General features: G+C 40.3%; 25 protein-coding genes and 1 pseudogene. 15 read left to right on the top strand and 11 right to left on the bottom strand.

All coding sequences use genetic code 11. The features are described 5' to 3' along the window. The first annotated feature begins 50 nt into the window (after positions 1-50). Positions 51-797 (top strand): spermidine synthase, encoded by a 747-nt coding sequence (locus MTF66_RS31630; protein WP_248529630.1) that lies wholly within the window; start codon positions 51-53, stop codon positions 795-797. Here the strand turns inward: MTF66_RS31630 and dtd are convergent. Together dtd and MTF66_RS31640 are read right to left on the bottom strand one after the other, a co-directional pair. Further along, on the bottom strand, positions 794-1,231 hold the full coding sequence (gene dtd, locus MTF66_RS31635; RefSeq protein ID WP_010392023.1) for a D-aminoacyl-tRNA deacylase: 438 nt from the start codon (positions 1,229-1,231) through the stop codon (positions 794-796). The two genes, MTF66_RS31630 and dtd, sit on opposite strands and share 4 nt — an antisense overlap. After that, positions 1,232-2,113 (bottom strand): virulence factor BrkB family protein, encoded by an 882-nt coding sequence (locus tag MTF66_RS31640; RefSeq protein WP_248529632.1) that lies wholly within the window; start codon positions 2,111-2,113, stop codon positions 1,232-1,234. An 86-nt stretch (positions 2,114-2,199) separates the two neighbouring features. Between MTF66_RS31640 and MTF66_RS31645 the strand changes: the two genes are divergently transcribed. The 4 genes from MTF66_RS31645 (at position 2,200) to MTF66_RS31660 (ending at position 5,386) form a co-directional block, all read left to right on the top strand. Then, entirely contained in the window at positions 2,200-2,856 is a 657-nt protein-coding gene (locus MTF66_RS31645; protein ID WP_109875678.1) for a DUF2959 domain-containing protein, read from the top strand. Positions 2,857-2,989: 133 nt separating this feature from the next. Then, entirely contained in the window at positions 2,990-4,081 is a 1,092-nt protein-coding gene (locus tag MTF66_RS31650; protein WP_248529634.1) for an MBL fold metallo-hydrolase, read from the top strand. 73 nt (positions 4,082-4,154) lie between these two features. Beyond that, a complete protein-coding gene (locus MTF66_RS31655) occupies positions 4,155-4,580 on the top strand; it encodes a BLUF domain-containing protein (RefSeq protein ID WP_010392015.1) in 426 nt (141 codons plus the stop codon). Between the two features lie 77 nt (positions 4,581-4,657). Then, on the top strand, positions 4,658-5,386 hold the full coding sequence (locus tag MTF66_RS31660) for a CBM9 family sugar-binding protein (protein WP_055012461.1): 729 nt from the start codon (positions 4,658-4,660) through the stop codon (positions 5,384-5,386). 72 nt (positions 5,387-5,458) lie between these two features. Here MTF66_RS31660 and MTF66_RS31665 read toward each other — a convergent pair whose 3' ends face one another. Next, positions 5,459-5,713: a hypothetical protein gene (locus MTF66_RS31665; RefSeq protein WP_235575580.1), complete on the bottom strand. Its 255-nt coding sequence runs from the start codon at positions 5,711-5,713 to the stop codon at positions 5,459-5,461. Between the two features lie 390 nt (positions 5,714-6,103). Next, entirely contained in the window at positions 6,104-7,927 is a 1,824-nt protein-coding gene (gene typA / locus MTF66_RS31670; RefSeq protein WP_010392008.1) for a translational GTPase TypA, read from the bottom strand. Positions 7,928-8,435: 508 nt separating this feature from the next. Between typA and glnA the strand changes: the two genes are divergently transcribed. The 5 genes from glnA to MTF66_RS31695 all read left to right on the top strand — a co-directional run bounded on the left by glnA (position 8,436) and on the right by MTF66_RS31695 (position 13,521). Next, a complete protein-coding gene (glnA, locus tag MTF66_RS31675; RefSeq protein ID WP_010392004.1) occupies positions 8,436-9,842 on the top strand; it encodes a glutamate--ammonia ligase in 1,407 nt (468 codons plus the stop codon). A 114-nt stretch (positions 9,843-9,956) separates the two neighbouring features. Next, positions 9,957-10,478 carry a DUF4124 domain-containing protein gene (locus MTF66_RS31680; RefSeq protein WP_054202783.1) on the top strand — a complete coding sequence of 174 codons (522 nt, stop codon included), beginning with the start codon at positions 9,957-9,959 and terminating at the stop codon, positions 10,476-10,478. 81 nt (positions 10,479-10,559) lie between these two features. Next, the gene (glnL, locus tag MTF66_RS31685) at positions 10,560-11,630 is read left to right on the top strand and encodes a nitrogen regulation protein NR(II) (RefSeq protein ID WP_008108383.1); all 1,071 of its coding nucleotides are present in this window, start codon (positions 10,560-10,562) and stop codon (positions 11,628-11,630) included. Positions 11,631-11,645: 15 nt separating this feature from the next. Continuing rightward, positions 11,646-13,031 (top strand): nitrogen regulation protein NR(I), encoded by a 1,386-nt coding sequence (gene ntrC / locus MTF66_RS31690; RefSeq protein ID WP_010391999.1) that lies wholly within the window; start codon positions 11,646-11,648, stop codon positions 13,029-13,031. Between the two features lie 31 nt (positions 13,032-13,062). After that, on the top strand, positions 13,063-13,521 hold the full coding sequence (locus MTF66_RS31695; RefSeq protein ID WP_008108381.1) for a Crp/Fnr family transcriptional regulator: 459 nt from the start codon (positions 13,063-13,065) through the stop codon (positions 13,519-13,521). Between the two features lie 8 nt (positions 13,522-13,529). Here MTF66_RS31695 and MTF66_RS31700 read toward each other — a convergent pair. The 3 genes and pseudogenes from MTF66_RS31700 to MTF66_RS31710 all read right to left on the bottom strand — a co-directional run. Next, positions 13,530-13,946: pseudogene (locus MTF66_RS31700) on the bottom strand (hypothetical protein); the annotation flags it as partial. Positions 13,947-14,131: 185 nt separating this feature from the next. Further along, positions 14,132-14,461 carry a hypothetical protein gene (locus tag MTF66_RS31705; RefSeq protein ID WP_374237621.1) on the bottom strand — a complete coding sequence of 110 codons (330 nt, stop codon included), beginning with the start codon at positions 14,459-14,461 and terminating at the stop codon, positions 14,132-14,134. Positions 14,462-14,532: 71 nt separating this feature from the next. After that, positions 14,533-14,814 (bottom strand): hypothetical protein, encoded by a 282-nt coding sequence (locus MTF66_RS31710; protein WP_008108379.1) that lies wholly within the window; start codon positions 14,812-14,814, stop codon positions 14,533-14,535. Between the two features lie 244 nt (positions 14,815-15,058). Here MTF66_RS31710 and MTF66_RS31715 point away from each other — a divergent pair, with 244 nt between their 5' ends. The 4 genes from MTF66_RS31715 (at position 15,059) to MTF66_RS38625 (ending at position 19,311) form a co-directional block, all read left to right on the top strand. Continuing rightward, the gene (locus tag MTF66_RS31715) at positions 15,059-15,442 is read left to right on the top strand and encodes an RNA-binding S4 domain-containing protein (protein ID WP_008108378.1); all 384 of its coding nucleotides are present in this window, start codon (positions 15,059-15,061) and stop codon (positions 15,440-15,442) included. Positions 15,443-15,538: 96 nt separating this feature from the next. Further along, positions 15,539-15,967 (top strand): hypothetical protein, encoded by a 429-nt coding sequence (locus MTF66_RS31720; RefSeq protein WP_248529636.1) that lies wholly within the window; start codon positions 15,539-15,541, stop codon positions 15,965-15,967. A gap of 200 nt (positions 15,968-16,167) precedes the next feature. After that, complete coding sequence (gene acnA, locus MTF66_RS31725; protein ID WP_248529638.1) at positions 16,168-18,912, top strand: aconitate hydratase AcnA; 2,745 nt, start codon at positions 16,168-16,170, stop codon at positions 18,910-18,912. Between the two features lie 135 nt (positions 18,913-19,047). Beyond that, on the top strand, positions 19,048-19,311 hold the full coding sequence (locus MTF66_RS38625) for a hypothetical protein (protein WP_041709663.1): 264 nt from the start codon (positions 19,048-19,050) through the stop codon (positions 19,309-19,311). Here MTF66_RS38625 and MTF66_RS31730 read toward each other — a convergent pair. From MTF66_RS31730 to MTF66_RS31745, 4 genes are all read right to left on the bottom strand, one after another. Continuing rightward, the gene (locus MTF66_RS31730) at positions 19,298-19,828 is read right to left on the bottom strand and encodes a DUF4124 domain-containing protein (protein WP_055012455.1); all 531 of its coding nucleotides are present in this window, start codon (positions 19,826-19,828) and stop codon (positions 19,298-19,300) included. The two genes, MTF66_RS38625 and MTF66_RS31730, sit on opposite strands and share 14 nt — an antisense overlap. 135 nt (positions 19,829-19,963) lie before the next feature. Beyond that, on the bottom strand, positions 19,964-20,704 hold the full coding sequence (locus MTF66_RS31735; RefSeq protein ID WP_248529639.1) for a phosphoadenylyl-sulfate reductase: 741 nt from the start codon (positions 20,702-20,704) through the stop codon (positions 19,964-19,966). Between the two features lie 42 nt (positions 20,705-20,746). Continuing rightward, positions 20,747-22,444, bottom strand: a complete 1,698-nt coding sequence (cysI, locus tag MTF66_RS31740; RefSeq protein ID WP_054202790.1) for an assimilatory sulfite reductase (NADPH) hemoprotein subunit — start codon at positions 22,442-22,444, stop codon at positions 20,747-20,749. A gap of 67 nt (positions 22,445-22,511) precedes the next feature. Then, positions 22,512-24,326 carry an assimilatory sulfite reductase (NADPH) flavoprotein subunit gene (locus MTF66_RS31745; protein WP_054202791.1) on the bottom strand — a complete coding sequence of 605 codons (1,815 nt, stop codon included), beginning with the start codon at positions 24,324-24,326 and terminating at the stop codon, positions 22,512-22,514. Positions 24,327-24,623: 297 nt separating this feature from the next. On the opposite strand from MTF66_RS31745, the gene MTF66_RS31750 reads away from it, so the two are divergent. After that, on the top strand, positions 24,624-26,234 hold the full coding sequence (locus MTF66_RS31750; RefSeq protein ID WP_248529641.1) for an endonuclease: 1,611 nt from the start codon (positions 24,624-24,626) through the stop codon (positions 26,232-26,234). Positions 26,235-26,353 lie beyond the last annotated feature (119 nt).

The raw sequence follows: 26,353 nt of genomic DNA on the forward strand, positions 1-26,353 counted from the left end.
TAAAACTGCAAATACGACTTTGGTTTCCTATAAATGACTGTAAAAAATTAATGACAAAATCGATTGCGCTTTACCCCTGCTGGTTTATGCTCAATACCATGAATAAATATATCCATGGTAGCAGTGGCCTGATCAGCAGGCACTTTATTGAGCATAGTTCATCGCTAGGCCAGTTACTTTATTGGCATAATCAACATGGCATAAATATACAAGTTCGAGAGCATCAACAGCTGCGCTGGCTACTTATTAACAACACCTTGCAATCAGTTATTTTAACCCGGAGTCCACAAGTATTACTGTTTCCTCACCTTGCCTATTTAGCAACGGTTTGGCAGCAACGACTAGCGCCTAAAAAAATACTTGAGCTCGGTTTAGGTGGTGGTGCTATACGTAACTACTTATTAAAACTGTACCCTCAAGCGCAGCTAACTTCAGTAGAAAAAAACCCTCATATAATTGACTGTTATCAAGATTTTTTTGCCCTTAATGAAAAGGGCCAAATTTACTGTGAAGACGCACAAACAGTTTTAAAGTCAGCGGTGAATATAGATTGGATTATTTTAGATTTATTTAGTGAACTAGACGCCCCTAGATTCTTATTTGATTTATGTTTTTATCAAACAATTTATGAGGCGCTTGCTCAGCGGGGCATCTTATTTATTAACTTTTTATCGCAACATAGCTCCCAACTTACACAGCTACAACTTGTGCTTAAGCACGTGTTTGGGGAAGCAGTTAGTATTAAAAAGATCACCGGATTTGTGAATCACATTGTGGTTGTTGAAAAAACACTTTAAGCGGTTAAGTTAAAGGTAACCGGACCGTCGTTACATAAACTAACCTGCATATCGGCTGCAAATACACCGGTCGCTACCTTTATACCGAGTAATTTAGCCTGCTCAACAAAGTAATTATATAATGCTTGCGCTTGGTCTGGTGTGGCTGCCGATGAAAAACTAGGGCGCATGCCTTTTTTGGTATTAGCTGCAAGTGTAAATTGCGATATGACTAATAGTTCGCCTTGTATATCTTTGAGACTGAGGTTCATTTTATCATTTTCATCACTAAAAATTCGATAATTACTGACCTTGTGTAATAGTTTATCAGCAACACGCTCATCATCTTCTTTTTCAACACCAAGCAGTAATACAATACCTTGTTTTATTTCACCAACAATCTGTTTTTCTATTGCTACGTTGGCGTGTGTTACCCGTTGAATTAGTCCTTGCATTTATTCACTATCCTCTGCTCGTTGCTCTTTTTTATTGTAATGTTGCATGTTAATACACACAGTAAATTCAGCACCTAGTAGCACTACTACCCACGACAAGTATACCCATACAAACAAAATAGGAATGGTTGCTACCGCACCATAAATCACTTCGTATGATGGAAAATGGCTAATGTACAAAGCAAAGCCTTTTTTGGTTAACTCAAATAACATTGCAGCAAACAGTGCACCAGGAATAGCGGCCCTAAATGAAACTCGCGTATTCGGCACTAAGGTATACAGCATGATAAAGCCTGCCATAGAAATAGCATAAGGGAGTAGTTTTAATAAAAAACCACTAAACCCAGGGATCCCCTGATCAGCAAACGACACTAACGACACAATATAAGAGGTGACACCAATACTCGCACCCAGTAGTACAGGTCCCAAACTCAGTACCATCCAATACACAGCAAAGGATATCATCATTGGGCGTTTTTTCTTTACTCGCCAAATACGGTTTAGCGTGGCATCTACATTACGAATAAGTAGCAAGGCAATGGCTGCCAAAAAGCCAATACCTACCGCCGTCATTTGATTAGCATTACCAGTAAACGAGCTAATATGTTCTTTAATAACATCGGAAGAAGTCGGCACAAAGTTAGTAAATAAAAAACTTTCAATGGCTAAACGGGTCGATTCAAACCCTGGAAAAGCAGAGAAGATTGCCACACCCACCGCTATCAGCGGAACCAACGACAACAAGGTAACGTATGCTAAATACCCTGCATTAATGGTTATTTGATCGTCTATACAGCGATTGAAATATTGCATCCACCAGCCTGGTTGCTGTTTTAGAAACACCTTAACTTGCTGTTTATAATGGGAGAGCTTATCATTCATACAATTAACTTTGTTGGTGGGCTTTTGATTATAATAACAATCAAGGCCATAATTTACAGCATTAACACTCGTAAATAGGAATTCAGATGAAAAAACAAACATTATTAGGGACAGCCATACTCTCGTTAATGCTGATGCTTTCAGGTTGTCAGTCGGCTTATTATTCGGCAATGGAAAAAGTAGGTGTACATAAACGTGACATTCTTATTGATCGCGTTGAAGAAACGAAAGACTCACAACAAGAGTCGCAAGAAGAATTTCAATCAGCACTCGAGCGCCTAACTACCTTAATTAATTTCGATGGCGGTGAGTTGCAAGATGCTTACAATCAACTTAATGACGATTACGAGTCGAGCTTAGCGGCGGCAAACGAAGTATCAAATAACATAAATAAAGTAGAAGATGTTGCCGATGCGTTGTTTGATGAGTGGAGCGATGAGCTAGAGCAATACAAAAGCGCCTCACTTAAGCGTCAAAGCAGTAAAAAACTAGCTGCAACTCAGCGCCAGTTTAGCCAATTACTTCGCTCAATGCGCAGCGCTGAGAGCAAAATGGAGCCAGTATTATCGTCTTTACAAGATAACGTGCTTTACTTAAAACATAACTTAAACGCACAAGCGGTAGCCGCTATAAAAGGCGAGTTTACTAACTTAAAGCGTGATATTCAGTTACTCATGAATGACATGAATAAGTCGATTGAAGACTCAAATAAATTTATTGAGCAAATGAATACCACAGGCTAATTACTATAAACTCGTTTACTAAGCCTACTAAATTGTAGGCTTTTTTATTGTTACTTTTTGTTACCTTTAAGCTCTTCGATAATCAGCTGTTGTTGTTATACTTTTACAAAATAATAATAATTAGAACAGTAAAATGAAGTTCAAAGCCATTACCCTAATACTTGCATGCACAATGCTAAGCGCCTGCCAAACAGCTAACCATGTTGAAGTTATTGCAGGGGAGCAAACCATTACCCCGCTACATCAAAATGGCGAGCGAGAAGGACGGTTTCATAATCTCTACCCGGGTAAAAAAACTTACCCGACTACCTGTAAAAGCAACTGCTACCCAACTAGCTCTAAATTACAATGCGAAAAAGACAGCGAAAACTGCCAATTTATTGGTGAGCAACAGCCTATGAATTTAAATACAGGCTTTAGCTTACGCTGGCTGGGGCATGCTGGGTTTATGATCCGCACGCCTAACGGACAGCAAGTGTTACTTGATCCTGTAAAAGAGCAGTTTGACTCACCTGTAGATTTAGCATTTAGACTAGCCTCTGGGTTTTACCGACAGCCCGGCGATTGGCTCACAGATAGTGAACTGAAAAACTTAGACGCTGTGATGTACTCGCATATTCATTACGATCACTTTAATAAAGCAGATATAGAAGAGATCGGTAATAAACCCCGCTACTTAACACCACTAGGCATGGCCGACAACTTCCCTACAGGCGGGTTTAATATTAGTGAAATGGCGTGGTATGCAAAAACAAATATTGGCGATTTAGCTATCCATGCCTTGCCTGCTCATCACTTTAGCAGCCGTGTTTTAGTACCCTTTATTTATGAAGACAACGATAAAGACCTATGGAATGGCTGGCTACTTGAACAAAATGGCAGCACCTTATTTTTTGCAGGCGACACTGGCTACTCAAAACACTTCAGCGATATACAGAAAAAATATGGCGATATTGATGTGTGCTTAATGCCGATAGCGTCTTACTATAGCGAAGATAACCCTAAATGGTATCGTTACGTTCATACAACCCCAGAAGACGCTCTAACAGCAGCACAAGAGCTAAACTGTAAAATAATGATACCTTGGGGATACGGTAACTCATCATGGAAAATGGGCGATCGCACGAGTCATTCAGCTTTACTGCGTTTATTGTATATGCACAAAAAGATGGACTCGAAAATACCCCTGCATATTTTAAATGAAGGTGAGAGTATTAAACTTTAATCAGTCATTTACAAAATTAGTAATAACTTCTCTGCTGAACTATGTTTAATTAACTAAACAGTGAGGAGGTTTTATGTTTCTTGTACGACTTATTTACGCCAGCAAAATTAGTAGTGGTTTTGGGCCTAAAGATATAGAAAATATTTTACAAAGCGCTCGAACCTATAATGTAAAAACAAACGTCACCGGCATGTTATGTTTTAGTAATGATTACTTTTTACAATGCCTGGAAGGCTCTAGAACGGCTGTAAATAATACCTACCAACAAATATTAAACGATAAACGTCACCACAATGTAATTATGCTCAACTATACCCAAATTCCTGAAAGAGAGTTTGAAAAATGGTCAATGGGCTATGTACCGCAATCTAAGCTAACCGAATCACTGAATCTCAAGTTTTCAGGCTCCATTGATTTTAATCCTTTTAAAATGTCTGGAGAAAGTGCGCATTTATTAATGCTCGCATTAAAAGACAGCATAGCAGGCACAATCAGTTAGTATAAAAATAGACTACGAGATTGTTTTTGATTGCTATTTAAGCCAAGCTAAATCATCCTTAATTGATGAGATGATTAATGAAAAAAACACTACTCGCTTTTAGCTTACTTTTTACCCAGCCAATCATGGCTATTGACGTTAGTCATACACCAACAGCTATTACTATTGATGGGGTTTCTGAAAGTGCATGGGACAAAGCCACTTGGCATAATATGCCATACTTAATGGACGGCACCCTACCAGACTCAGACAAGGATTTTAAAGGTCGCTATCGTCTTTTGTGGGATGAAAACTACTTGTATTTACAAGCAGACATTAGTGATGATGTGCTTATTGATACTCACCCAGATCCAACGGATAAATACTGGGACGATGATGCCTTAGAAGTGTTTATAGATAGTGACGCATCTGGCGGTAATCACCAATTTAACCATACAGCATTTGCTTATCATATTGGCCTTGATAACCAAGCTGCCGATTATGGGCCTGATAAAAAAGCGCATTTATATACCGACCACTTAGTTAGTAACTGGAAACGCAATACCACTGCGCCCTATAACATCACGTGGGAAGTGGCGATAAAACTCTACCCAAACGATTTCCAACAAGGCGCACAAAACACTCCGCTTAAATTAACTGAAAAACAAGTTATTGGCTTTATGCTCGCATATTGCGATAACGACGGCAGTAAAGTTCGTGAGCACTTTATGGGTTCACATGAAGTACAGCCTGTTAACGGCAGTCGCAACCTTGGCTATATAGATGCTGATGTGTTTGGAAAAATCACTTTACTACCAATAAGATAATTGAAACCATAGGTTGGGTTGAGCAAAGCGAAACCCAACATAACGGAAACATTAAAAAGCAAAACGTCTATTTTATAAGCTGTTATTTGGGTATACATACTCTTGCTCTTTACTACTGCATTCATCATCATTGAGAGAGCGACCGATTGGGCCAATTAACATATTCAAAAGCCCATTAATCACGTTTACTTTTTGATTTTTTTTATTACTATTAAGATCACCAGCAGGCTTATGACGTTCATTACTGTTCGCAGCCCCTGTAACAAAATCACACCCAGAGCTCATGGCTTGTGACGAAGTACAACCAGATAAAAGTACAGTTATCACAATAAGTATTACTTTAACCAACATTATTCCCTTAATTTGTATGAGTTTAAAAAACATTATTACTTTAACAACTTGCTCTACAAGATAGTGTAAGTAATTGTATTAGATCGGATTGTTCAATCTGTGGACACCAATATTAACCTGAACATACTGAGTATTATTTATAGTTATTACTATTTTTTAAGTGAGCTAGTTACTAAGCGGTAAAAAAGCGCACTCTTTTCAAAGAGAAATAATTGCCTGATATTTTTGGAGCTAACTTTATCTAGTTTGTTTTATCTTGTTTATCCTGACTACATAAAAGCTAAAGCTTCTCTTACTTTAAAAACAAAAAAGCCGCTGTATTTTGCAATACAGCGGCTTTTAAAATCATTATTCTAAATTAATAGATTATGACTTAGGAGCACGACCCGCACGTTTACGCTCATTTTCAGTTAAATGACGCTTACGAATACGAATGTTCTCAGGTGTTACTTCTACTAACTCATCATCAGCAATAAACTCAAGCGCTTGCTCAAGTGAATAGTTAAGTGCTGGTGTTAGTGTTTGTGCTTCATCTGTACCAGATGCACGAACGTTTGTAAGTTGCTTACCTTTAAGTGCGTTAACTGTAAGGTCGTTATCACGGCTATGAATACCAATAACCATACCTTCATAAACTTCAACACCGTGACCGATAAATAGACGGCCGCGCTCTTGTAAGTTAAATAATGCGTTAGTAAGTGCTTTACCTGTTGCGTTTGCAATCATTACACCGTTCTTACGAACACCTAGCTCGCCACCTTTGTGCGGACCGTAGTGATCGAATGTATGGTAAAGTAAACCAGAACCCGACGTTAATGTCATGAACTCAGTTTGGAAACCGATTAAGCCACGGCTTGGGATCATGAAGTCCATACGCATACGGCCTTTACCATCTGGTGCCATGTCAGTTAGCTCACCTTTACGAAGACCAATTTGCTCCATGATAGAACCTTGATGCTCTTCTTCACAGTCAATTGTTAGTGTTTCATACGGTTCTTCTAACACACCATCAACAGTACGTAAGATTACTTCTGGACGAGATACAGCAAGCTCGTAACCTTCACGACGCATGTTCTCGATTAAGATACCTAGGTGTAATTCGCCACGACCCGATACACGGAAGCTATCTGGGTTATCTGTATCTGCAACACGAAGTGCTACGTTGTGTACTAATTCTTTGTCTAAACGCTCACGAATATTACGTGATGTTACAAACTTACCTTCTTTACCACAGAAAGGAGAGTTGTTTACAGAGAACGTCATTGTTACTGTTGGCTCATCAACACTTAGTGGTGGCAATGCTTCAACGTTGTTTGGACAACAAAGCGTATCTGAAATCTTAAGCTCGCCTAAACCTGTTACTGTTACGATGTTACCAGCGTAAGCTTTATCAGTTTCAATACGTTCAAGGCCTAAGTAGCTTTGTACTGAACCAATCTTACCGTTACGAGTTGTGCCGTCTGCACTGATAACCGTAACTTGTTGGTTAGGTGCAACAGAACCACGTTTAATACGACCAATACCAATTACACCCTTATAAGAGTTGTAATCAAGCTGTGAAATCTGCATTTGGAAGTCACCTTCAGGATCTGCATCCGGTGGTGATACTTCGTCAACGATCATCTTGAACATAGGTTCCATGTTATCTGATGCTTCGTCTAAATCTAATGTAGCCCAACCATTGATTGCTGATGCGTAGATTACTTTAAAATCTAACTGCTCATCAGTTGCGCCTAGGTTGTCGAATAAATCAAAGATTTGATCCATAACCCAATCAGGGCGAGCACCTGGCTTATCAATTTTATTGATAACAACGATTGGCTTTAAGCCTTGCGCGAATGCCTTTTGCGTTACGAAACGCGTTTGTGGCATTGGGCCTTCTTGAGCGTCAACAAGTAGTAGTACTGAGTCAGCCATCGAAAGTACGCGTTCAACTTCACCACCGAAGTCGGCGTGTCCAGGAGTATCTACGATATTGATATGGTAATCATTCCAAGATATAGCGGTGTTTTTCGCTAAAATGGTAATACCACGTTCTTTTTCAATGTCGTTTGAATCCATCACGCGCTCTTCATTACCGCCGCGTGTTTCTAATGTACCTGATTGCTCAAGTAGTTTATCAACCAGTGTTGTTTTACCGTGGTCAACGTGGGCGATAATTGCTATATTTCTTAACTTTTCGATACTCATATGTTCACTCAGAGAAATTGATCTCATTGATCCTGCAGGGGGCTATACGTACTCACCTGCGCTTTCACGAGATGTCCCAGCATAGGATTTAAAAGGGCGCATATTATCCCCTATAAATGGAATGGATGAAAGTTTATCCAAAATAAAATTTCAAACTTTCGCAATAAAATAATTAACCCTTTGTTTTAAAATAATTAATTTTGATGATTAATTTTTATAAATTTATCTCAAAAGGTGGTTTTGAGTTAATTTAAAGCGACTTTACTGCGTATTTTGCATTTTCTTTGTGTTAGTCTAAGGTGATTAATTTGCAAGCAATTATGACTCTGTAAATGTTGCACCTTTTTGGAATTATTACGCACCAAAATAGTGCTTAATCTATACCACCTTTATGTTGTTTATATATTTTTACATAAAAAACAATAGATTATAATAGTGGCATAAAATCAGCTTGTTAGTATTTAAAGTATCTAAGCAGCAATAATAAAACCCAATAGTTGGAGGACACATGTCACAATCGGTTTTAGATTTTATTAAAGAAAATGACGTTAAGTTCATTGATTTACGCTTTACTGACACAAAAGGTAAAGAGCAACATGTTTCTATTCCTCATCATCAAGTTGATGAAGACTTTTTTGAAGATGGAAAAATGTTCGACGGTTCTTCAATTGCTGGCTGGAAAGGCATTAATGAATCAGACATGGTGTTATTACCTGACGCAGATTCAATTAAGCTTGACCCTTTCACAGAAGAAACAACGCTAATCGTTCGTTGTGACGTGGTTGAGCCTTCTACATTACAAGGTTATGAGCGCGACCCGCGCTCAGTAGCTAAACGCGCTGAAGAGTACATGCGCTCTACTGGTATTGCTGACACAGTTTTATTTGGTCCTGAGCCAGAGTTTTTCGTATTTGACGATGTTAAATACAAGTCTGACATGTCAGGCTCAATGTATAAAATTGATTCTAAGCAAGCAGCTTGGAACTCAGATAAAGAATATGCAGATGGCAACACAGGCCACCGTCCAGGTGTTAAAGGCGGTTACTTCCCGGTTGCACCTGTTGATGATTTCCAAGATTGGCGTTCTGCAACTTGTTTAGTTCTTGAAGAGCTAGGCCAAGTTGTTGAAGCACATCACCACGAAGTGGCGACTGCCGGTCAGAATGAAATCGCAACTCGTTTTAACACTATGGTTTTAAAAGCAGACGAAATCCAAGAAATGAAATATGTTATTCACAACATGGCTCATTTATACGGAAAGACAGCAACCTTTATGCCTAAGCCTGTTGTTGGCGATAACGGTTCAGGTATGCACTGTCACCAGTCTTTAGCTAAAGACGGCGTAAACTTATTCGCAGGTGATAAGTACGGCGGTCTTTCTGAAGACGCGCTTTACTACATTGGTGGTATCATCAAACATGCTAAAGCAATCAACGCTTTTGCTAACGCGTCAACTAACTCGTACAAACGTTTAGTACCTGGCTTTGAAGCACCGGTAATGCTTGCGTACTCTGCCCGTAACCGTTCAGCATCAATTCGTATTCCAGTGGTTCCATCTGCAAAAGGTCGTCGTATTGAAGTGCGCTTCCCAGATCCAACTGCTAACCCATATCTTGCATTCTCAGCAATGCTTATGGCTGGCCTTGACGGAATTAAAAACAAAATTCACCCTGGCGATGCTATGGATAAGGATTTATACGACTTGCCAGCTGAAGAAGCAGCAGAAATTCCAACAGTGGCAGCCTCATTAGATGAAGCACTAGCGGCATTAGATGCAGACCGTGAGTTCTTAAACCAAGGTGGCGTATTCACTAATGACCTAATTGATGCTTACATTGCACTTAAGTCAAAAGAAGTTGAAAAACTTAACATGACAACTCACCCAGTTGAGTTTGAAATGTACTACAGCTGTTAATTTATTAACCGATAAATAATGTGTGTTTTAAGCCCGCTCTGCGGGCTTTTTTTATGGTAAATTTAACGGTTCTACACTAAAGTGAAATAAGTTTAAACAATGCAGGTTAGCAGGATGATAGGTAAGGTTTTGTTGCTATTAATAGCTTTAATGATAAGCCTTAATAGCCATGCAAATAATAAAAAAATTTACGCATGGAAAGACAAAAACGGTGTACTGGTTTTTTCAGATACCCCTCAACCTGGTGCTAAAGAGGTTAAACTCACTAGCCAACACTTAAACATGCCTGCAACTAATACTGACATACTTGATACTTCACCAACTAAAACAGCGGTAAAGTTTAAAATTAGTATTACTTCGCCAGAGTCCAACCAAACTATAAGAGAAAACACCGGCTCTGTGTATGTTTCAACTCAGATTGCGCCTCGGTTTGAAGCTGGATTTACCATTGGTTTATTTTTAAATGGCGTTGCCATTGGTGAACCTAGTGACACCACTACGCTGGCGTTAAGAGATGTAGAGCGCGGGCAACACACACTACAAGTTAAACTTTATAATAAACAAAACCAAGTAATTGCAACTAGCCCTGAGAGTGTATTTTTTATGCATCGCAAAGGCCTTAATATAGGTCGGTAATTGCAGTTAAGTACGTACAATTAGCGTATATTTTACTAAAAACCTTGCCTACCTCCCCAGGCGCACTAAAATGGTGCAACAATGATAAACAAAACACATTTTAGCCCAGAGCTACTAAATATAATTTGGCAAAACCAAACCACCGCCCTAATGTTACTTGATGAAAGCTTTACGCTCATTTACGCCAACACCAGTGCCAGTGAATTACTTGGTTTAGGCGAAAAGCGCTTACTAGGACAAGCGTTCGATGATTTATTTAATTACCACTCTATCGACTTAAAACGTATTGCACAGTATTCGTTGGTTGATGGTGTAGACTGCCACCAGCATAGAGCTGACGTGGTGTTTATCGATTCTCGCCATGCAAAGTTAGCGGTCAGCACACGACGAATAAAGCATAACGATACCTTTTATATTTTATTTGAATGTCGACAAACTGATGACGAAATAAAGCACGATCAAGTCTCAAATCAAATGCATCAATACCAAGCTGCACGCAACTTAATTCGCGGTTTAGCCCATGAAATTAAAAACCCACTGGGTGGAATTCGCGGGGCGGCGCAATTATTGCAGTATGAAGGTGATCAGCAAGAAAGAGATCAATGTGCAGAACTGATAATTGAACAAGCCGATCGATTGCGTGAATTAGTTGATAGGCTCCTTGGGCCTAATCAGCTGCCGCAAAAATCGTATGGCAATATACATCAAACATTAGAGTCGGTTGTAAAACTCAGTACCTTAGATAACAACCGCGATATTCGGTTAGTTAAAGACTACGATCCGAGTATTCCTGATGTTTATATTGATCAGAGCAAAGTTCAACAGGTAGTGCTAAACATTGTGCGTAATGCACAACAAGCATTGGTAGATGGTGGCGAAATAAAAATAAAAACGCGGATTAATTACCAGCATCGTCGTCCTGGCAAAGCCCCTAAAAAGGCACTCCTTATTCAAGTAATGGATAATGGCCCGGGTATTGATGCCAATTTACGCGACACCTTATTTTACCCTATGACCACCAATAAAGAAGGTGGCTCGGGACTTGGATTATCTATAGCGCAAACCTTGATTGATCAACATGATGGCTATATCGAATGTGATAGTTGGCCGGGACATACTGAATTTAATATTTATCTGCCGTTTACAGATTAATACTTTGGAGTTTGCATGAAAACAGCTTGGCTTGTAGATGATGATGCCTCAATTCGCTTTGTACTAGAAAAAGCACTGACTCGCGCAGGGTTTGAAGTAGAAAGTTTTGCAGATGCACAAAACGTACTTAACGCGCTAAAATTTAGTCAACCTAGCGTGTTGATTTCCGATGTGCGAATGCCTGGTATGGACGGTATGGCGTTACTTGAGCTAATAGCAGAGCAAACGCCAGGGCTACCTGTGATCATTATGACCGCCCACTCAGACCTTGATTCAGCCGTTAATGCATTCCAAAAAGGCGCATTTGAGTATTTGGCCAAGCCATTTGATTTAAATGAAGCGGTTGCACTGGTGGAAAGTGCTTATCGAGCTAATTCAACTAAAAAAACCAAACGTAAAAGCGCGCCCCCCAAAAGCGCCCATATTATTGGTGAGGCCCCTGCTATGCAGGAAGTGTTTCGTGCCATAGGTAAACTCTCAGCATCGAGCATGAGCGTACTGATCAATGGAGAGTCAGGTACTGGTAAAGAGCTCGTTGCCAGCGCCTTACATAACCACAGCCCGCGAAAAGAAAACCAATTTATTGCCCTTAATATGGCCGCTATACCTAAAGAGTTAGTTGAATCTGAACTGTTTGGCCACGAAAAAGGCGCTTTTACAGGGGCAGATAGCGTGCGTAAAGGTCGCTTTGAACAAGCGAATGGCGGTACCTTATTTTTGGATGAAATCGGTGATATGCCACTGGATGTACAAACCCGCTTATTGCGCGTATTAGCCGATGGCGAATTTTATCGCGTGGGGGGTCATCAAAGTATAAAAGTAGATGTACGCATTATTGCTGCCACCCATCAAAATTTAGAAGAGCTGGTAAAACAAGGTAAGTTTAGAGATGATTTATTTCATCGCTTAAACGTGGTTCGCCTACGTTTACCTGCCTTACGCGAGCGCCCTGAAGATATAGAGCGCTTAGCGCTACACTTTTTACATAAAAGTGCAAAAGACCTGCAAGTAGATAGTAAAGTATTAAGCCCTAAAGCAATTAAACAACTGTGTTTATTTAATTGGCCAGGGAATGTTCGTCAACTTGAAAACACCTGCCGCTGGTTAACCGTTATGGCGCCTGGAGAGCTGATTGGTGAGCAAGATTTACCCCCTGAAATTATTGATAATGCCGCCGCAACCCAAGAAGGCGATTGGCTAGATTCATTTCAGCAGTGGCTTAATCAAGAGTTTAAACAAGGTAAAGAAAATATTTGGCCTGATATTCAAGCCCAGCTAGAAACCCGCTTAATAAAAACAGCACTCGCTAATTGTTCTGGCCATAAACAAGAAGCCGCAGTAAAAATTGGTTGGGGTCGCAATACGTTGACCCGAAAATTAAAAGAGCGCAATATTAGCTGATATTTTATAAGGCTAGCGTCCTAGGTTATTAATGAAGTTAATTGAGAACATCCCTTTGTTTAAGCAAATGGAGATTATAAATCGCTTAGATTTTTTTAAAGAATTCACACTTAATGAGCGCCAAATTCTGCTTGAGTCGTTTGGTTTGCTCTATTTGATAAATAAAAACCAGTTTTTATTTAAAGAATTTGATAATGACAAGCGACTGTTTATTGTGCTCAGTGGATCTTTAATGGTGTTTAAGCACAATCACTTACTGGAACTGGGCAGTATAGAGCCTGGTGAATTTATTGGTGAAGGTGCATTTATTAATAACCGAGAGCGCAGTATTAATGCACGCGCTAAGGAAAGCGCTATAGTACTGGCTATTACTGCCGATGCCCTTACCCGCCTACCTAATGTTATACGTGAAAAAATTAAAGACCGTATTATTGAAGGTATGAGCCTGCGCATTGCAAAACTCTCGGAGCATATAGAAGAGCATGGTTAACAGTTAACTTAATCCATATAAACAACCTGCATTGAGCAATTAAGCCAGCCTGGCTTATTTACATGAGCTGTTATGGTATATGTGTCTGATGGTTTATCGCCAAAAGGTGTCTCAACCAATGGCTGTGAATGAGTGTAGGTTTGTGAATAATTGCTGTAGTAAATAACCAAATAGCCGTATAAATATTCCCATTTCAATGTGACTTTTGCGCCGCTGATTAATGTGAACTCAGCATGTTGATCAGTAAAGGTTACGGCTAGGTCATTAAACTCACCTTTTTCGCACTGGGTTGTTCGCAACCGAGAAGGCATGGTAAAAGCGTCATCCGCATTAGTATTTTTTAGATAAAAACCAATATTACCATCACCATAAAAGTGATTTGCGCGTGTGGTGTAGCTAATTTCGGGTTGATAACTTAGGGTCTGTTAACCTTTCAAGGTTAAATTTGCAGCAGCCTGTTTGGTATTTAGGCAAGGCAGAGCCTATGTAGTGTGGTTATTCCCCATAAGTAGGCGATAACGCCGCATTAATACCAAACAGGCGCTGCCCTTCGGGTTCTTCCTAGGGGCAATTTACTCTTTGTTCCTCGGTTTTGACTTAGCCCACTAGGTTACAAACCTCGCGCCGCGATTAAATCGCCCCTAGTTTGAACAAATTTTAATCCGCAAAGATCAACAGACCCTAACCCCTGCATAATAGTAGCTAACTGCTCTGTTTCTTGGCGTAAAATTCTATCATTTGATAATAGTAAAGTAGCTACGCCAAATTCCCGAGGGATGTTGTGTTCAACATATTCGTAAGGTAGGGATTGTGTTTTGAGTGCTGCCTCTAACTGCTCGCGCTGTGAGTCCGATAAACCTTTACTAAATATATACACTGTAGGCTGTTGGCATGCACTCAACAATAGCATGAGTGCACACGCTAAAATTCCATTTTTCATTATCACCCCCGTTGATTACAAGCGTAGTCTAAAGGAGTGATTTAAAATCGCAACTTAATTTATTTGGCTGTTTAACCTGAAGTCTGGTTATTTAGCCATGCATCGACACTCTGACGTTTGTACAGCACTTCATTAAATAACCGATGACGCTCAAATACTAGCTCACTTTGTTTGGTTTTAAGCCCGCTAGTTAGCTGGCTATGGGTATCGTTAAACTTAGAGATAACTGAAAAGCCACGTTCAGTGTCTTCTTTTACCTGTTGTGCTAGATGCGCTCTTACATCATCAGCGGTTAACAGATCTGAATGCTCTAAGCCCATTAGCTCTTTTTTCATCGCTAATCTTATGCCCATGTTTTACTCCATTATTTATATTCAATCTCTTATACGGCCGATATTGGCAATTAGCGCGCCAATGTGTAATTTTTTTCGCGTGAAGCTTAACCCTGAATTACTTCAGTTTTTTTAAAGACTGTAAAAAGAGATAAAAAGTTTCATAAAAAATCACATAATCAACTCACCTAACAAGCTCACTTTGGTGCAAAATAGCCACTGAGCCTTTATACTACAGCTAATACCACCCCCACTGAGAAACATGATGAACGAAGAATATATAGAAGTTGAGTTAGAAGAAGAGCCTATAGAGCTGTGCAAATTATTAAAGGTATTAGATCTTGTTGAAGGTGGTGGTCAAGCAAAAAACCTAATTAGCGAAGGCTATGTCGGTGTTAACCATGAAATTTGTACAATCAAACGGAAAAAATTATACAGCGGTGATGTACTTGCATTTGATGGCGAGTTGTTTCAATTAACGTTAAGTGAAGATGCCACTCCAGCAGAACGTCCAGTTATTGATGAAACAGTTACAGCAGAAAAAGCCGCGCCAGTAGCAACAACAGAGCCGGCTAAAAATAAACGCAAACGCACTAAAAAGCCTAAGGTTGATGAAAAAACAGGTCGTCGCCCTATTTCATTTGGCTAACATTTGCTTAAGTTATATGTGTTATTAAAAGCCAGTTTGCATCACTGGCTTTTTTATTCTTTAATAGAATATCAATAATAAAAAATAGATGCTTACATGTCAGAAAACACCTCAAACCGCTGGATAAAACCCGTACTTATTACCGCCTTATTATGGAAAATATTAGGTATTCTTGCATTTGTCATGCAGCTGTTTCTCTCTCCAGAGATGATAAGTAAACTACCTGAAGAACAACAGCTTGCTTATAACAGCCAACCTTTATGGGCTACTTTAGCGTTTGCTATTGCGGTATTTGGCGGCGCATTAGGATGCGTACTTTTGTTATTCAAAAAGTCACTAGCCACATTAACATTAATAATCTCTTTGGCAGCGGTTTTAGCTCAGCAATACTATAATTTTATGATTATTAATAGCATCAACTTGTTTGGTATTAGTGCTATTTTTATGCCTATTGCAGTCACCATAATCGCGATTGCATTGGTGTATTTAAGTTTCCATTTAAAACAACAGGACTATTTTAAATAGCACTTTTTTGAGTTTAGTTTTGTGGCCAATTATTACTCAGAGTATCCCTTGAATTTTAACTTTTGGCCTTCATCTCTATTTAAATAACGACCAAAATAAATTATACAATATGGTATTTTTTATCATGGTACACACTTTGCAAATCACTACAGAGGTCACTTTTACAAGAATATTAATCTAATTTATTGAAGGGACAAATAATGAAAAATAGTTTCGACACCCAACAACAGCTCACTATCAATGGCGAGCAGTATCATATCAACTCGCTCATGGGACTTGGCGATAAAGCCAAACGCCTGCCTTTTTCGTTAAAAGTATTACTAGAAAACTTACTGCGTAACGAAGATGGTGTGAATATTAAAGAGCAAGATATTCAGGCTCTTTTAGATTGGGATCCAAAAGCGAAGCCCTCTGCCGAGGTGGCGTTTACTCCAGCCCGCGTAGTAATGCAAGATTTCACTGGTGTCCCTGCAATTGTTGATTTAGCCGCCATGCGTGATGCGATGGAAAAACTCGGTGGTGATCCTGCAAAAATAAACCCACTTTCTCCTGCTGAGCTGGTAATCGATCACTCGGTGCAAGTGGATGGTTACGGTAAAGATGGTTCATTCGACTTAAACTCAAAATTAGAATATGAGCGAAACAAAGAGCGTTACGAATTTTTGCGTTGGGGACAAACCGCATTTGATAACTTAAAAGTTGTACCACCTGCAACCGGTATAGTTCACCAAGTGAATTTAGAGTATTTAGCCCGCGTAGTATTTAATGATACAAAAAACGGCAAATCGTTAGCCTACCCAGATACACTAGTCGGTACAGATTCTCATACAACGATGATTAATGGTTTAGGCGTACTTGGCTGGGGTGTAGGCGGCATTGAAGCCGAAGCCGCTATGCTTGGCCAACCTATTAGTTTGCTTATTCCACAGGTTGTGGGTGTTAAATTAAATGGTCGCTTACCTGAGGGCACTACAGCAACCGATTTAGTACTTACTGTTACTGAAATGCTGCGTAACCACGGTGTGGTAGGTAAGTTTGTTGAGTTTTATGGTGACGGCCTTGCCGACTTACCACTTGCCGATAGAGCAACTATCGCTAATATGGCGCCAGAGTATGGCGCAACCTGTGGTATTTTCCCTATTGATGAGGAAACGATTAATTACTTACGCTTAACTAATCGCGATGAGAAGCAGCTTAAACTGATTGAAGATTACGCTAAACACCAAGGCTTATGGCGTAACGATGGCGACGAAGCACATTATACCGATAAGCTTGAACTGACTTTAGATGATGTTGTGCCAAGCCTAGCAGGCCCCAAACGCCCGCAAGATAGAATTACTTTGGATAAAGCCGGCAAGGTTATTGGTCAGCACTTAAAAGACTTTCAAGACGAGCGTATGGCACGTCGTGATAAAAGCGATGAAGAGCAAGCGCGTATTGAAAGCGAAGGCCCTACTACCAACCCTGATGAGCCTACCGATGAAGCGCAGTTTATGGGCGCAGCAAAAGTAAACTTTAATGGAGAAGAATTTGAGTTAAATGATGGTGCCTGTGTTATTGCTGCAATTACTAGCTGTACAAACACATCTAACCCAAGTGTTATTTTAGCTGCCGGTTTAGTAGCTCAAAAAGCACGTCAGTTAGGTATTAATGTAAAACCTTGGGTTAAAACCTCACTTGCGCCAGGTTCTCAGGTGGTCACCGATTACCTTGAAAAAGCAGGGTTGATGGATGACTTGGATGCGCTTGGCTTTAATTTAGTTGGTTATGGCTGTACCACATGTATTGGTAATTCAGGCCCACTTGCTGATGAAATTAGTGAGGCGATTCAAAAACACAAATTAGTTGTAAGCTCAATTTTATCGGGTAACCGTAACTTTGAAGGGCGCATACATCAAGATGTTAAAATGAACTTTTTAGCGTCGCCTCCTTTAGTGGTTGCCTATGCCATAGCGGGTAGAACCGATATTGATGTTTACAACGAGCCACTCGCGCAAGATAAGCATGGTAACGATATTTACCTTAAAAATATTTGGCCGAGCGTTAAAGAAGTAAGTGAACTAGTAAAAAGTACGGTAACTAAAGAGATGTTCGAAAAAAGCTACGCCAATGTTTACGATGGCGACAGTCGCTGGCAAAAAATTCAAATACCTGATGGTAAACTTTACGATTGGGACAGTGCTTCGACTTATATTAAAAAAGCCCCCTTCTTTGATGGTATGAGTGTTGAACCACCGGGTATTCCAACTATTGAGGGTGCGCGTTGTTTAGCTAAACTGGGTGACTCGGTGACTACCGATCATATTTCACCAGCAGGTGCAATTAAGGCAGAGGCACCCGCAGGGCTTTACCTACAAGAAAATGGGGTTGAAAAAGCGCAATTTAACTCTTATGGATCACGACGTGGTAATCACGAAGTAATGATGCGCGGTACGTTCGCTAATGTGCGCCTTAAAAACTTACTAGCTCCAGGTACCGAGGGCGGTGTTACCCGCACTCAACCTGATGATAAGCTAGAAAGTATTTATGACGCGGCAATGGCATATCAAGAAAGTGGAACACCACTAGTGGTTCTAGCAGGTAAAGAGTATGGAACTGGCTCTTCGCGAGATTGGGCTGCAAAAGGGTCATTATTACTCGGTATTAAAGCTGTGATAGCACAAAGCTATGAGCGTATTCACCGCTCTAATTTAATTGGTATGGGCGTACTTCCTTTACAATTTAAAGAAGGTGAAAGCCATGAATCACTAGGCTTAACTGGGCAAGAGCAATTTGATATTCAAGGGTTATACGATAAAACCGACGAAGTCAGTGTGATTGCGACTAACAGTGAAGGTAAACAAGTTAGCTTTAGTGCCGATGTGCGTATTGATACTCCGAAAGAGTGGGATTACTACAAACATGGCGGTATTTTACAGTACGTACTGCGCAATATGCTCGACTAACAACTTAAAACGAAAATGCAGCCCGGCTCAGTAATGAGCTGGGCTTTTTTATATTATTAATGGATGCTTGCGCTAAATCAATGCCGCTTTATAAAGATTACATACACTAAGAAGACACGCTGCGCAGAGGTCGCTATGTCTTCAATTGTAATAATAAGACTACTTAAAACATCGATTTTGCTTGGATTGTGCTTAATAGTGACAGGCCATGGTTTAATTGTATCGAGCTACTTTACCAACCAGTTCGGCATTAAAGGTATTATTACTGCAGCTGCCTGTATTGCAATTGGCGTACTTTTATCGTTGCCCACAAAAATATACTTAACTATATTATTAATGGAAGCAGAAAAGCGTTATTTGAAGACACAGCAAAAACACCTCAAAACTAAAAGCCGCTAAAACTTTCGACCTCTTTACTGCGTTGCTCTATTCTCTTTTTAGCTTTTTCAGCATCTTCAAACAGCTTATTAATTGATTCACTGTTGTATATCGCTGGTGCTCGCTGAGGAAAAGGCTTTACTGCTGATTTAGCACTGCCACTCAAAATGGCGGTATCTTCTGCAACCACGACATTAATATCGGCGGGGTTAAGCTTTACCACTTCGCTTTTACCATTCTTGTTTGGTACATCTGAGAAATGCCATTGTCCTTGCTCGTCTTGCCATTTATAAATTGGCTTAGGAGTTTCTGTCTCAAAGGTAGCCCCAGTGATTTTTTCACCCGCTGTGGTAATTGCTGAGGTAATACTATCTAACGCGCTAGATGAAAGCGCTATCATTTCATTCTTGATCTCTGTTGATTCATTATAAATATGAGAGGTGCTTAGCCAAGGCTGGCCATTGGGTTTTTTAATATAAAACAATAAGATAACAGCAATTATCATCACTGACACTGCTAAATAGGTGAAGTATTTCATAGCGTTCCTGCTGTGTGTTTAATCCATCATCACAACCAATATAATAAAAAAGAATCAATTCAGCAAATATTAAACAATAAAAAACGCAGCAAAGGCTGCGTTTTTTTCATTTTATAGCTTTGAATAATAAGGTAATTAAATTCCATCACCATCAATATGTAAGCCACATTCACGGTTCAAGCCAAAAAAACGGGTTTCCTCTTCACTCATGCCGGGCTCTAGTTTACGCGTGGTGTGCACATCCCCCATCGACACATAACCTTGCTCCCATAATGGATGGTATGGCAAATTATGCTTTGTTAAATACTGATATACATCGCGATTATTCCATTCAATGATGGGATACACTTTTACCGTACCTCGGCTTATTTCTAGTACTTGCTTTTCAGCACGGCTTGAGGATTGATCTCGACGTAGGCCACTAAACCAAGTGCTCGCATTTAGCTCCTTTAAAGCGCGTGTCATTGGCTCTACTTTATTAAGCTGGTTGTATTGCTTAATACCTGCCTCACCTAGCTCCCATAATTTTCCAAATTTAGCCTCTTGCCATGCATGGCTCAGCTGCGCTTTATACACTTTTAGGTTAAGTGATAACTGCGAAGTCATTTGCTCTATAAACTGATAGGTTTCTGGAAATAAGTAGCCTGTATCGGTTAATACCACAGGTATATCTGGGCGCTGTGCAGTCATTAAATGCAACATAACTGCAGCCTGAATACCAAAGCTCGATGATAAAAACGCAGTGTCAGGCAAATTTTCAAGTGCCCATGCAACGCGCTGCTCTGCGCTCATGTCAGCCAGCAAACCGTTCGCATCAGCTAACATAGCCTGTTGGCTTTGCTTATCTAGCTGTAATATGTTTTTAAATTCACTCATGGTCAACTTTAAACCTCACCAGCGCTTTGCGCTGCTTTTAAATTATGCGTAAAAATCGGTAACGGATACTTTTACTTCTGCAACAATACCTTTGCGAATAACAAAATCACCAAAACATTCGCCATCATTACGCTCACTAACCCATTGCCCAATGAGTTTATCGAATGCTTCTAAGTAAACCTCTTCGCCAACATTTTCAAGGTAAAGCTTTGGAATACGTGTACCCTCAGTATTCCCCCCAAGGTAAACGTTGTACTTACCAGGGCCTTTGCCGACCAAGCCTGCTTCTGCTAGCATGGCACGACCACAGCCATTCGGACAACCAACTACACGCATAATAATGCTGTCATTTGGCACTCCGTGTTTGGCTAATAAGCTTTCTATTTTTTCAATTAAACTCGGTAAGTAACGCTCAGCTTCGGCCATAGCTAATGGGCAAGTTGGCAATGCCACACACGCCATTGAATTTTTGCGTTGCTCAGTGTCCTTATCGTCAATCAAACCATGATTGCGGGCTATTTCTTCAATTACTGCTTTTTGATCGGCCGGTACACCCGCAATAATTAAGTTTTGATTTGCCGTCATGCGAAAATCACCTTGATGAATTTCTGCAATTTTGCGACACCCTGTTTTAAGCGGCTTATCTGGGTAGTCTAAAATACGACCGCTTTGAATAAATAAGGTTAAGTGGTGCTTACCATCAATGCCTTCTACCCAACCAATACGATCCCCTCGGTGAGTAAACTCATAAGGGCGGCTTGGTGCAAAGTTCACGCCTGCGCGCTTTTCAACTTCAGCTTTGAATACTTCAGTGCCAACACGATCGAGTGTGTATTTAGTTTTTGCATTTTTACGATTTGAGCGGTTGCCCCAATCACGCTGAACAGATACCACGTGCTCAGCAATTTTTAACGTATCTTCTAGGCTAATAAAGCCAAAGTCGTCCGCTTTACGTGGGTAGGTTGCTGTATCGCCATGGGTCATCGCCAAACCGCCGCCTACTAGCACGTTAAAACCAACGAGTTTGCCATCCTCAGCAATCGCCACAAAGTTTAAATCGTTAGCATGTACGTCCACCTCATTATTAGGTGGGATCGTCACTGTAGTTTTAAACTTACGCGGTAAATACGTTGAACCTAAAATAGGCTCTTCTGTAGTTTCAGATTTTTCGCCATTGAGCCAAATTTCAGCGTATGCCTTCGTTTTAGGTAATAAGTGTTCAGAAATTTTTGCCGCCCACTCGTAGGCCTCTTGATGTAACTCAGATTCAACCGGATTGGTAGTACATAATACATTACGGTTAACATCACCGGCGGTGGCAATCGAATCAATTCCAACACTATTAAGCAATTGATGCATACCTTTAATTTCAGGTTTTAATACACCATGAAACTGAAATGTTTGGCGAGTTGTTAAACGAATACTGCCATAACTGGTTTTATCACCAGCAAATTTATCAATTGCAAGCCATTGCTCTGGCTTAATAATACCGCCAGGCATACGTGCACGTAGCATCACATTATGCAGTGGCTCTAGCTTTTGTTTAGCACGTTCCGGACGAATATCGCGATCATCTTGTTGATACATGCCGTGAAAACGAATTAACTGGAAGTTATCGGCGGTAAAACCACCGGTGATCTCGTCTTTTAAATCTTGCTCTATGGTGCCACGTAAAAAGTTGCTTTCTCTTTTCAAACGCTCGTTATCAGAAAGCTTTACGTTTTTATCTTGTTCGCTCATGTTTAATCCTAAATTTGTTACAGTGACGGCTGTTAGCGTTATTTTTTATAAAGTAAGCAATGTGCACTTAGTACACGTCTTTCTGATAGCGATTTGCGCTTCTTAAGTCTTTTAAGTACTGCTCTGCGTCTTCATAGCTTTTACCAGTGTTTTCGCTAATGATATCAACTAAGGCATTGTGCACATCTTTTGCCATGCGGTTAGCATCGCCACACACATAAAAATGAGCACCCGCTTCTAACCAATCAAACACTTCTTTTGAGTTTTTACGTAACTTGTCTTGTACATAAACTTTTTCTGCTTGATCACGGCTAAACGCCACATCGACCTTACTTAGTAAACCTGACTTTAAATACCCTTGAATTTCTACTTGGTACAAGAAGTCTTGAGTAAAGTGTGGGTTACCAAAAAACAGCCAGTTTTTACCTGTTGCTTCTCGTGCATCACGCTCTTGTAAAAAGGCGCGAAATGGCGCAATACCAGTACCTGGGCCAACCATAATAATTGGTGTGTCATCGCTTACTGGTAAGCGGAAGTTATCGTTATGTTCACTGAATACTTTTACTTTACAGCCTTCTTCTGCGCGGCGTGCTAAGTACCCTGAACAACCACCTAAGTGCTCTGTGCCAAACGCTTCAAACTCAACCAATGCAATAGTTAAGTGCACCTCATCTTCAACCTCAGCTTGGCTAGAGGCAATTGAATATAAACGTGCTTGTAATTTACGCAGGCAATCAACTAGTGTTTGCGCTTCTAATTTAGCTGGGTTTTGTGCAACCACATCAAAGATTTGACGAGGCTCAATGTATTCGCGCATTGCGCCTTTATCTTCTACTAGTTTAAGCAGCTCAGGCGTGCCTGTAGCCGTGGCGTACTTTTCAACAAACCCAGGGTAGGATTGTGTTAGCTCTAGTTTTTCAATTAAGGCATCACGTACGCTGAGTTCTTCATCGCCAAGTTTAACGCGGCTAGTTGGATCAATTTGCGTTTGCGCTAGTAGCTCATCTACACGGGCTTCATCATTTAAAAAGTAAATACCGAGTGAATCACCAGGTGTATACGTAATGTCTGACCCTTCTAGTGAAATTTCAACATGGCGTACATCTTTGGTTGAATCACGACCGGTAATTTTTTGCACTAAGCTTAGCTCTGCCGCAAACGGATTTTGCTTTGTGTACTGACTAGCCGCTGCTGCAGGAGCGCCAAATGGCATTGATACAACTTGACCGCTAGTTGCATCTTGCTGGGCTTTTAAGTCTGGTTCAAACGCATTTAATGCGCCCTCAATCCAAGTGGCTGCTTCGTCATCATAATCAACGTCTAGGTCGGCGCGTTGATGAATAACCTCTGCACCTAATTTAGTTAAACGCTCTTCAAAGTCTTTAGCGGTTTGGCAGAAAAATTCATAGCTAGAATCACCTAAACCTAATACTGCAACTTTGACACCATCAAGCTTTGGCGCTTTTTTAGTAATTAAAAATTCATACAGTGTTTCGGCGTCTTCTGGTGGCTCACCCTCGCCGTAAGTCGATACAACAACGGTTAAAAACTTTTCTTTTTTCAGGGCTGTCGGTTTGTAATCTGACATACTAACCAGTTTTGTTGCTAAGCCGCGAGACTCAGCTTGCTCTTTAAGTTTAGTCGCCACCGCTTTAGCATTACCTGTTTGCGAACCATATAAAATGGTCAACGCTGCCGCTTCCGAGGTTGCGGGTGTAACTGAAGCTGGCGCGCCTAGCGCTGCAGAATTAGCATTAGCAGCTAAGTAGCCGCTAACCCAGGCTTGCTGAATTGGATTAAGCTCAGCCACTAAACCTTGTAGCTTTTGTACTTGCTCTTGCGAAAGCGGACTTGCTAGCGCATTGAGTTGACCTAACAACATGAATTTTTCCTCATAACCCTGAACGTTAAACACAATGCTTGTTCACATTGTTTAAAATGAGTGCCACCTCACTCAGAAAGTTCTGTTGAGGTTAATTGAGTATGCAGGATAGCCGCCTAAGCATAGATAAAAAAAGAATAGAATCTGCTTTGATATTCCATTTAGTTATTAAGTTATCTAAAAACCTACGAAATAGGCCTAAAAGGGTTTTATTGCCTTTTATGAAATTTTAATTTAACAATTTTGTAACTTTAATGTTCTAAGGTATATTACGCAAAAATATAAATAGGAACACCTATGTTACACGGTATATATAAAAACAAATTACTTTTGAGCACCTTGTTATTATCCTCATTACCCGCGATGGCTAATGTGGTTAATGGCAACTTTGAACAATACAGTGGCAACACCCCAGATGCGTGGACAGTGATTGATAGCGGTATTAACGTATCTGCCAACAGCACAGTCGTAAGCACAGGCTCACAAGCAGCAGCGATTAGCGTTAATACAGGCACACAAAGCAATACTGATTTTTTGCAGCAAGTCGCTGTTGAAATGGGTAAAACTTATGAGTTCTCAGTAGATGTGTATCATACCGAAGGCCATCTTAAGGCGCGTTTGTTGATAGATGGTTATCAAGGCTATTCAAATCCAGCACAAACCAACCAATGGCAAACCATTACTTACAGCTACACAGCCGATAGTAATAAAACCATTGATGTCGGCTTACGCTTTTATGATACAACGGGATTTGATGGTAGCGAGTTAGTTTATGTTGATAACTTCTTGCCTAGTAATGACAGCAGTGGCTCTCCAAGCTGCGCAGATAACAGCCTTACTTTTAGCCTAACCACAGATAACTACGGCGAAGAAACCAGCTGGCAAATAGCGCACAACCAAACCGGTGTCGTTGCAAGCGGAAGTGGGTATGCGGCAAACACCCAATATACCGAACAATTATGCGTAACCGATGGTGAGTATACATTTACTATTAATGACAGCTATGGCGATGGTATTTGCTGTTCATATGGCAGTGGTAGCTACGCCTTGAATAATGAAAGCACATTGCTCGCCAGTGGAGCTAGTTTCCAAACAACCGAAGCTACCGCTTTCTCATTAGGAAGCACTGAGCCAACACCGACGCCAACCGGCTACTATGTGACAACTCAAGGCTTGTCTGGTTACACGCTTAAAACTGAGCTTTATAACATTATTAATAATCATAATGCTCAAGGGTATTCTGCTATTTGGAATTTTTACGACGCATCAGCGCGTGATAAATACTTTGAAAACGATAATAGTATTTTAGATATGTACAGCGAGAAGCCCAATGGCTCTGATAGCTACACATACACAGCCGTTAGCGATCAATGTGGCACCTACAGTGGTGAGGCAGATTGCTACAACCGAGAGCATTCGTTTCCTAAAAGTTGGTTTGGTGGAAAAGTTGAACCGATGAACTCTGATGTTCATCATATTTACGCCACTGACGGCTATGTAAATTCAAAGCGAAGTAACTTCCCGTTCGGTGAAGTAGCAAGTGCTTCATTTACCTCAACCAACGGTAGTAAATTAGGCTCAGCAAGTAATGCGATTAATTACAACGGTACTGTATTTGAACCTATTGATGAATTTAAAGGTGACTTTGCTCGTGCTTATTTTTACATGGCAACCCGTTATCAAAACGTAATTGGTGCTTGGCAAAATAACACCGCAGCTAGTAATGACGTGCTTAATGGCACCAGTACCCAAGTATTTGAAAGCTGGGTTGTGGCCATGCTGTTAAAGTGGCATAACAACGATCCTGTTAGCCAAATGGAATTAAACCGCAACCAAGCAGCGTTTGAATTTCAGGGAAACCGTAACCCGTATATCGATCATCCTGAGTTTGTAGAGATGATTTGGTAAAAGGCTTCGGGCTTTTCTTACACCTATTTTATAATATTATTTTTTGCACTTAGGTTCGTAACACTCAACCCAAACTTCGGCGCTATAATTTATTTACTTCTGAAGGCTGAAAGCTTCAA

This window comes from Pseudoalteromonas sp. 2CM39R, assembly GCF_023161845.1.

Excerpts from the sequence above, each read along its gene's own strand:
- MTF66_RS31630 (WP_248529630.1), top strand. The coding sequence starts at position 51 with ATGACAAAATCGATTGCGCTTTACCCCTGCTGGTTTATGCTCAATACC.
- dtd (WP_010392023.1), bottom strand. The coding sequence starts at position 1,231 with ATGCAAGGACTAATTCAACGGGTAACACACGCCAACGTAGCAATAGAA.
- MTF66_RS31640 (WP_248529632.1), bottom strand. The coding sequence starts at position 2,113 with ATGAATGATAAGCTCTCCCATTATAAACAGCAAGTTAAGGTGTTTCTA.
- MTF66_RS31645 (WP_109875678.1), top strand. The coding sequence starts at position 2,200 with ATGAAAAAACAAACATTATTAGGGACAGCCATACTCTCGTTAATGCTG.
- MTF66_RS31650 (WP_248529634.1), top strand. The coding sequence starts at position 2,990 with ATGAAGTTCAAAGCCATTACCCTAATACTTGCATGCACAATGCTAAGC.
- MTF66_RS31655 (WP_010392015.1), top strand. The coding sequence starts at position 4,155 with ATGTTTCTTGTACGACTTATTTACGCCAGCAAAATTAGTAGTGGTTTT.
- MTF66_RS31660 (WP_055012461.1), top strand. The coding sequence starts at position 4,658 with ATGAAAAAAACACTACTCGCTTTTAGCTTACTTTTTACCCAGCCAATC.
- typA (WP_010392008.1), bottom strand. The coding sequence starts at position 7,927 with ATGAGTATCGAAAAGTTAAGAAATATAGCAATTATCGCCCACGTTGAC.
- glnA (WP_010392004.1), top strand. The coding sequence starts at position 8,436 with ATGTCACAATCGGTTTTAGATTTTATTAAAGAAAATGACGTTAAGTTC.
- MTF66_RS31680 (WP_054202783.1), top strand. The coding sequence starts at position 9,957 with ATGATAGGTAAGGTTTTGTTGCTATTAATAGCTTTAATGATAAGCCTT.
- glnL (WP_008108383.1), top strand. The coding sequence starts at position 10,560 with ATGATAAACAAAACACATTTTAGCCCAGAGCTACTAAATATAATTTGG.
- ntrC (WP_010391999.1), top strand. The coding sequence starts at position 11,646 with ATGAAAACAGCTTGGCTTGTAGATGATGATGCCTCAATTCGCTTTGTA.
- MTF66_RS31695 (WP_008108381.1), top strand. The coding sequence starts at position 13,063 with ATGAAGTTAATTGAGAACATCCCTTTGTTTAAGCAAATGGAGATTATA.
- MTF66_RS31705 (WP_374237621.1), bottom strand. The coding sequence starts at position 14,461 with ATGAAAAATGGAATTTTAGCGTGTGCACTCATGCTATTGTTGAGTGCA.
- MTF66_RS31710 (WP_008108379.1), bottom strand. The coding sequence starts at position 14,814 with ATGGGCATAAGATTAGCGATGAAAAAAGAGCTAATGGGCTTAGAGCAT.
- MTF66_RS31715 (WP_008108378.1), top strand. The coding sequence starts at position 15,059 with ATGAACGAAGAATATATAGAAGTTGAGTTAGAAGAAGAGCCTATAGAG.
- MTF66_RS31720 (WP_248529636.1), top strand. The coding sequence starts at position 15,539 with ATGTCAGAAAACACCTCAAACCGCTGGATAAAACCCGTACTTATTACC.
- acnA (WP_248529638.1), top strand. The coding sequence starts at position 16,168 with ATGAAAAATAGTTTCGACACCCAACAACAGCTCACTATCAATGGCGAG.
- MTF66_RS38625 (WP_041709663.1), top strand. The coding sequence starts at position 19,048 with ATGTCTTCAATTGTAATAATAAGACTACTTAAAACATCGATTTTGCTT.
- MTF66_RS31730 (WP_055012455.1), bottom strand. The coding sequence starts at position 19,828 with ATGAAATACTTCACCTATTTAGCAGTGTCAGTGATGATAATTGCTGTT.
- MTF66_RS31735 (WP_248529639.1), bottom strand. The coding sequence starts at position 20,704 with ATGAGTGAATTTAAAAACATATTACAGCTAGATAAGCAAAGCCAACAG.
- cysI (WP_054202790.1), bottom strand. The coding sequence starts at position 22,444 with ATGAGCGAACAAGATAAAAACGTAAAGCTTTCTGATAACGAGCGTTTG.
- MTF66_RS31745 (WP_054202791.1), bottom strand. The coding sequence starts at position 24,326 with ATGTTGTTAGGTCAACTCAATGCGCTAGCAAGTCCGCTTTCGCAAGAG.
- MTF66_RS31750 (WP_248529641.1), top strand. The coding sequence starts at position 24,624 with ATGTTACACGGTATATATAAAAACAAATTACTTTTGAGCACCTTGTTA.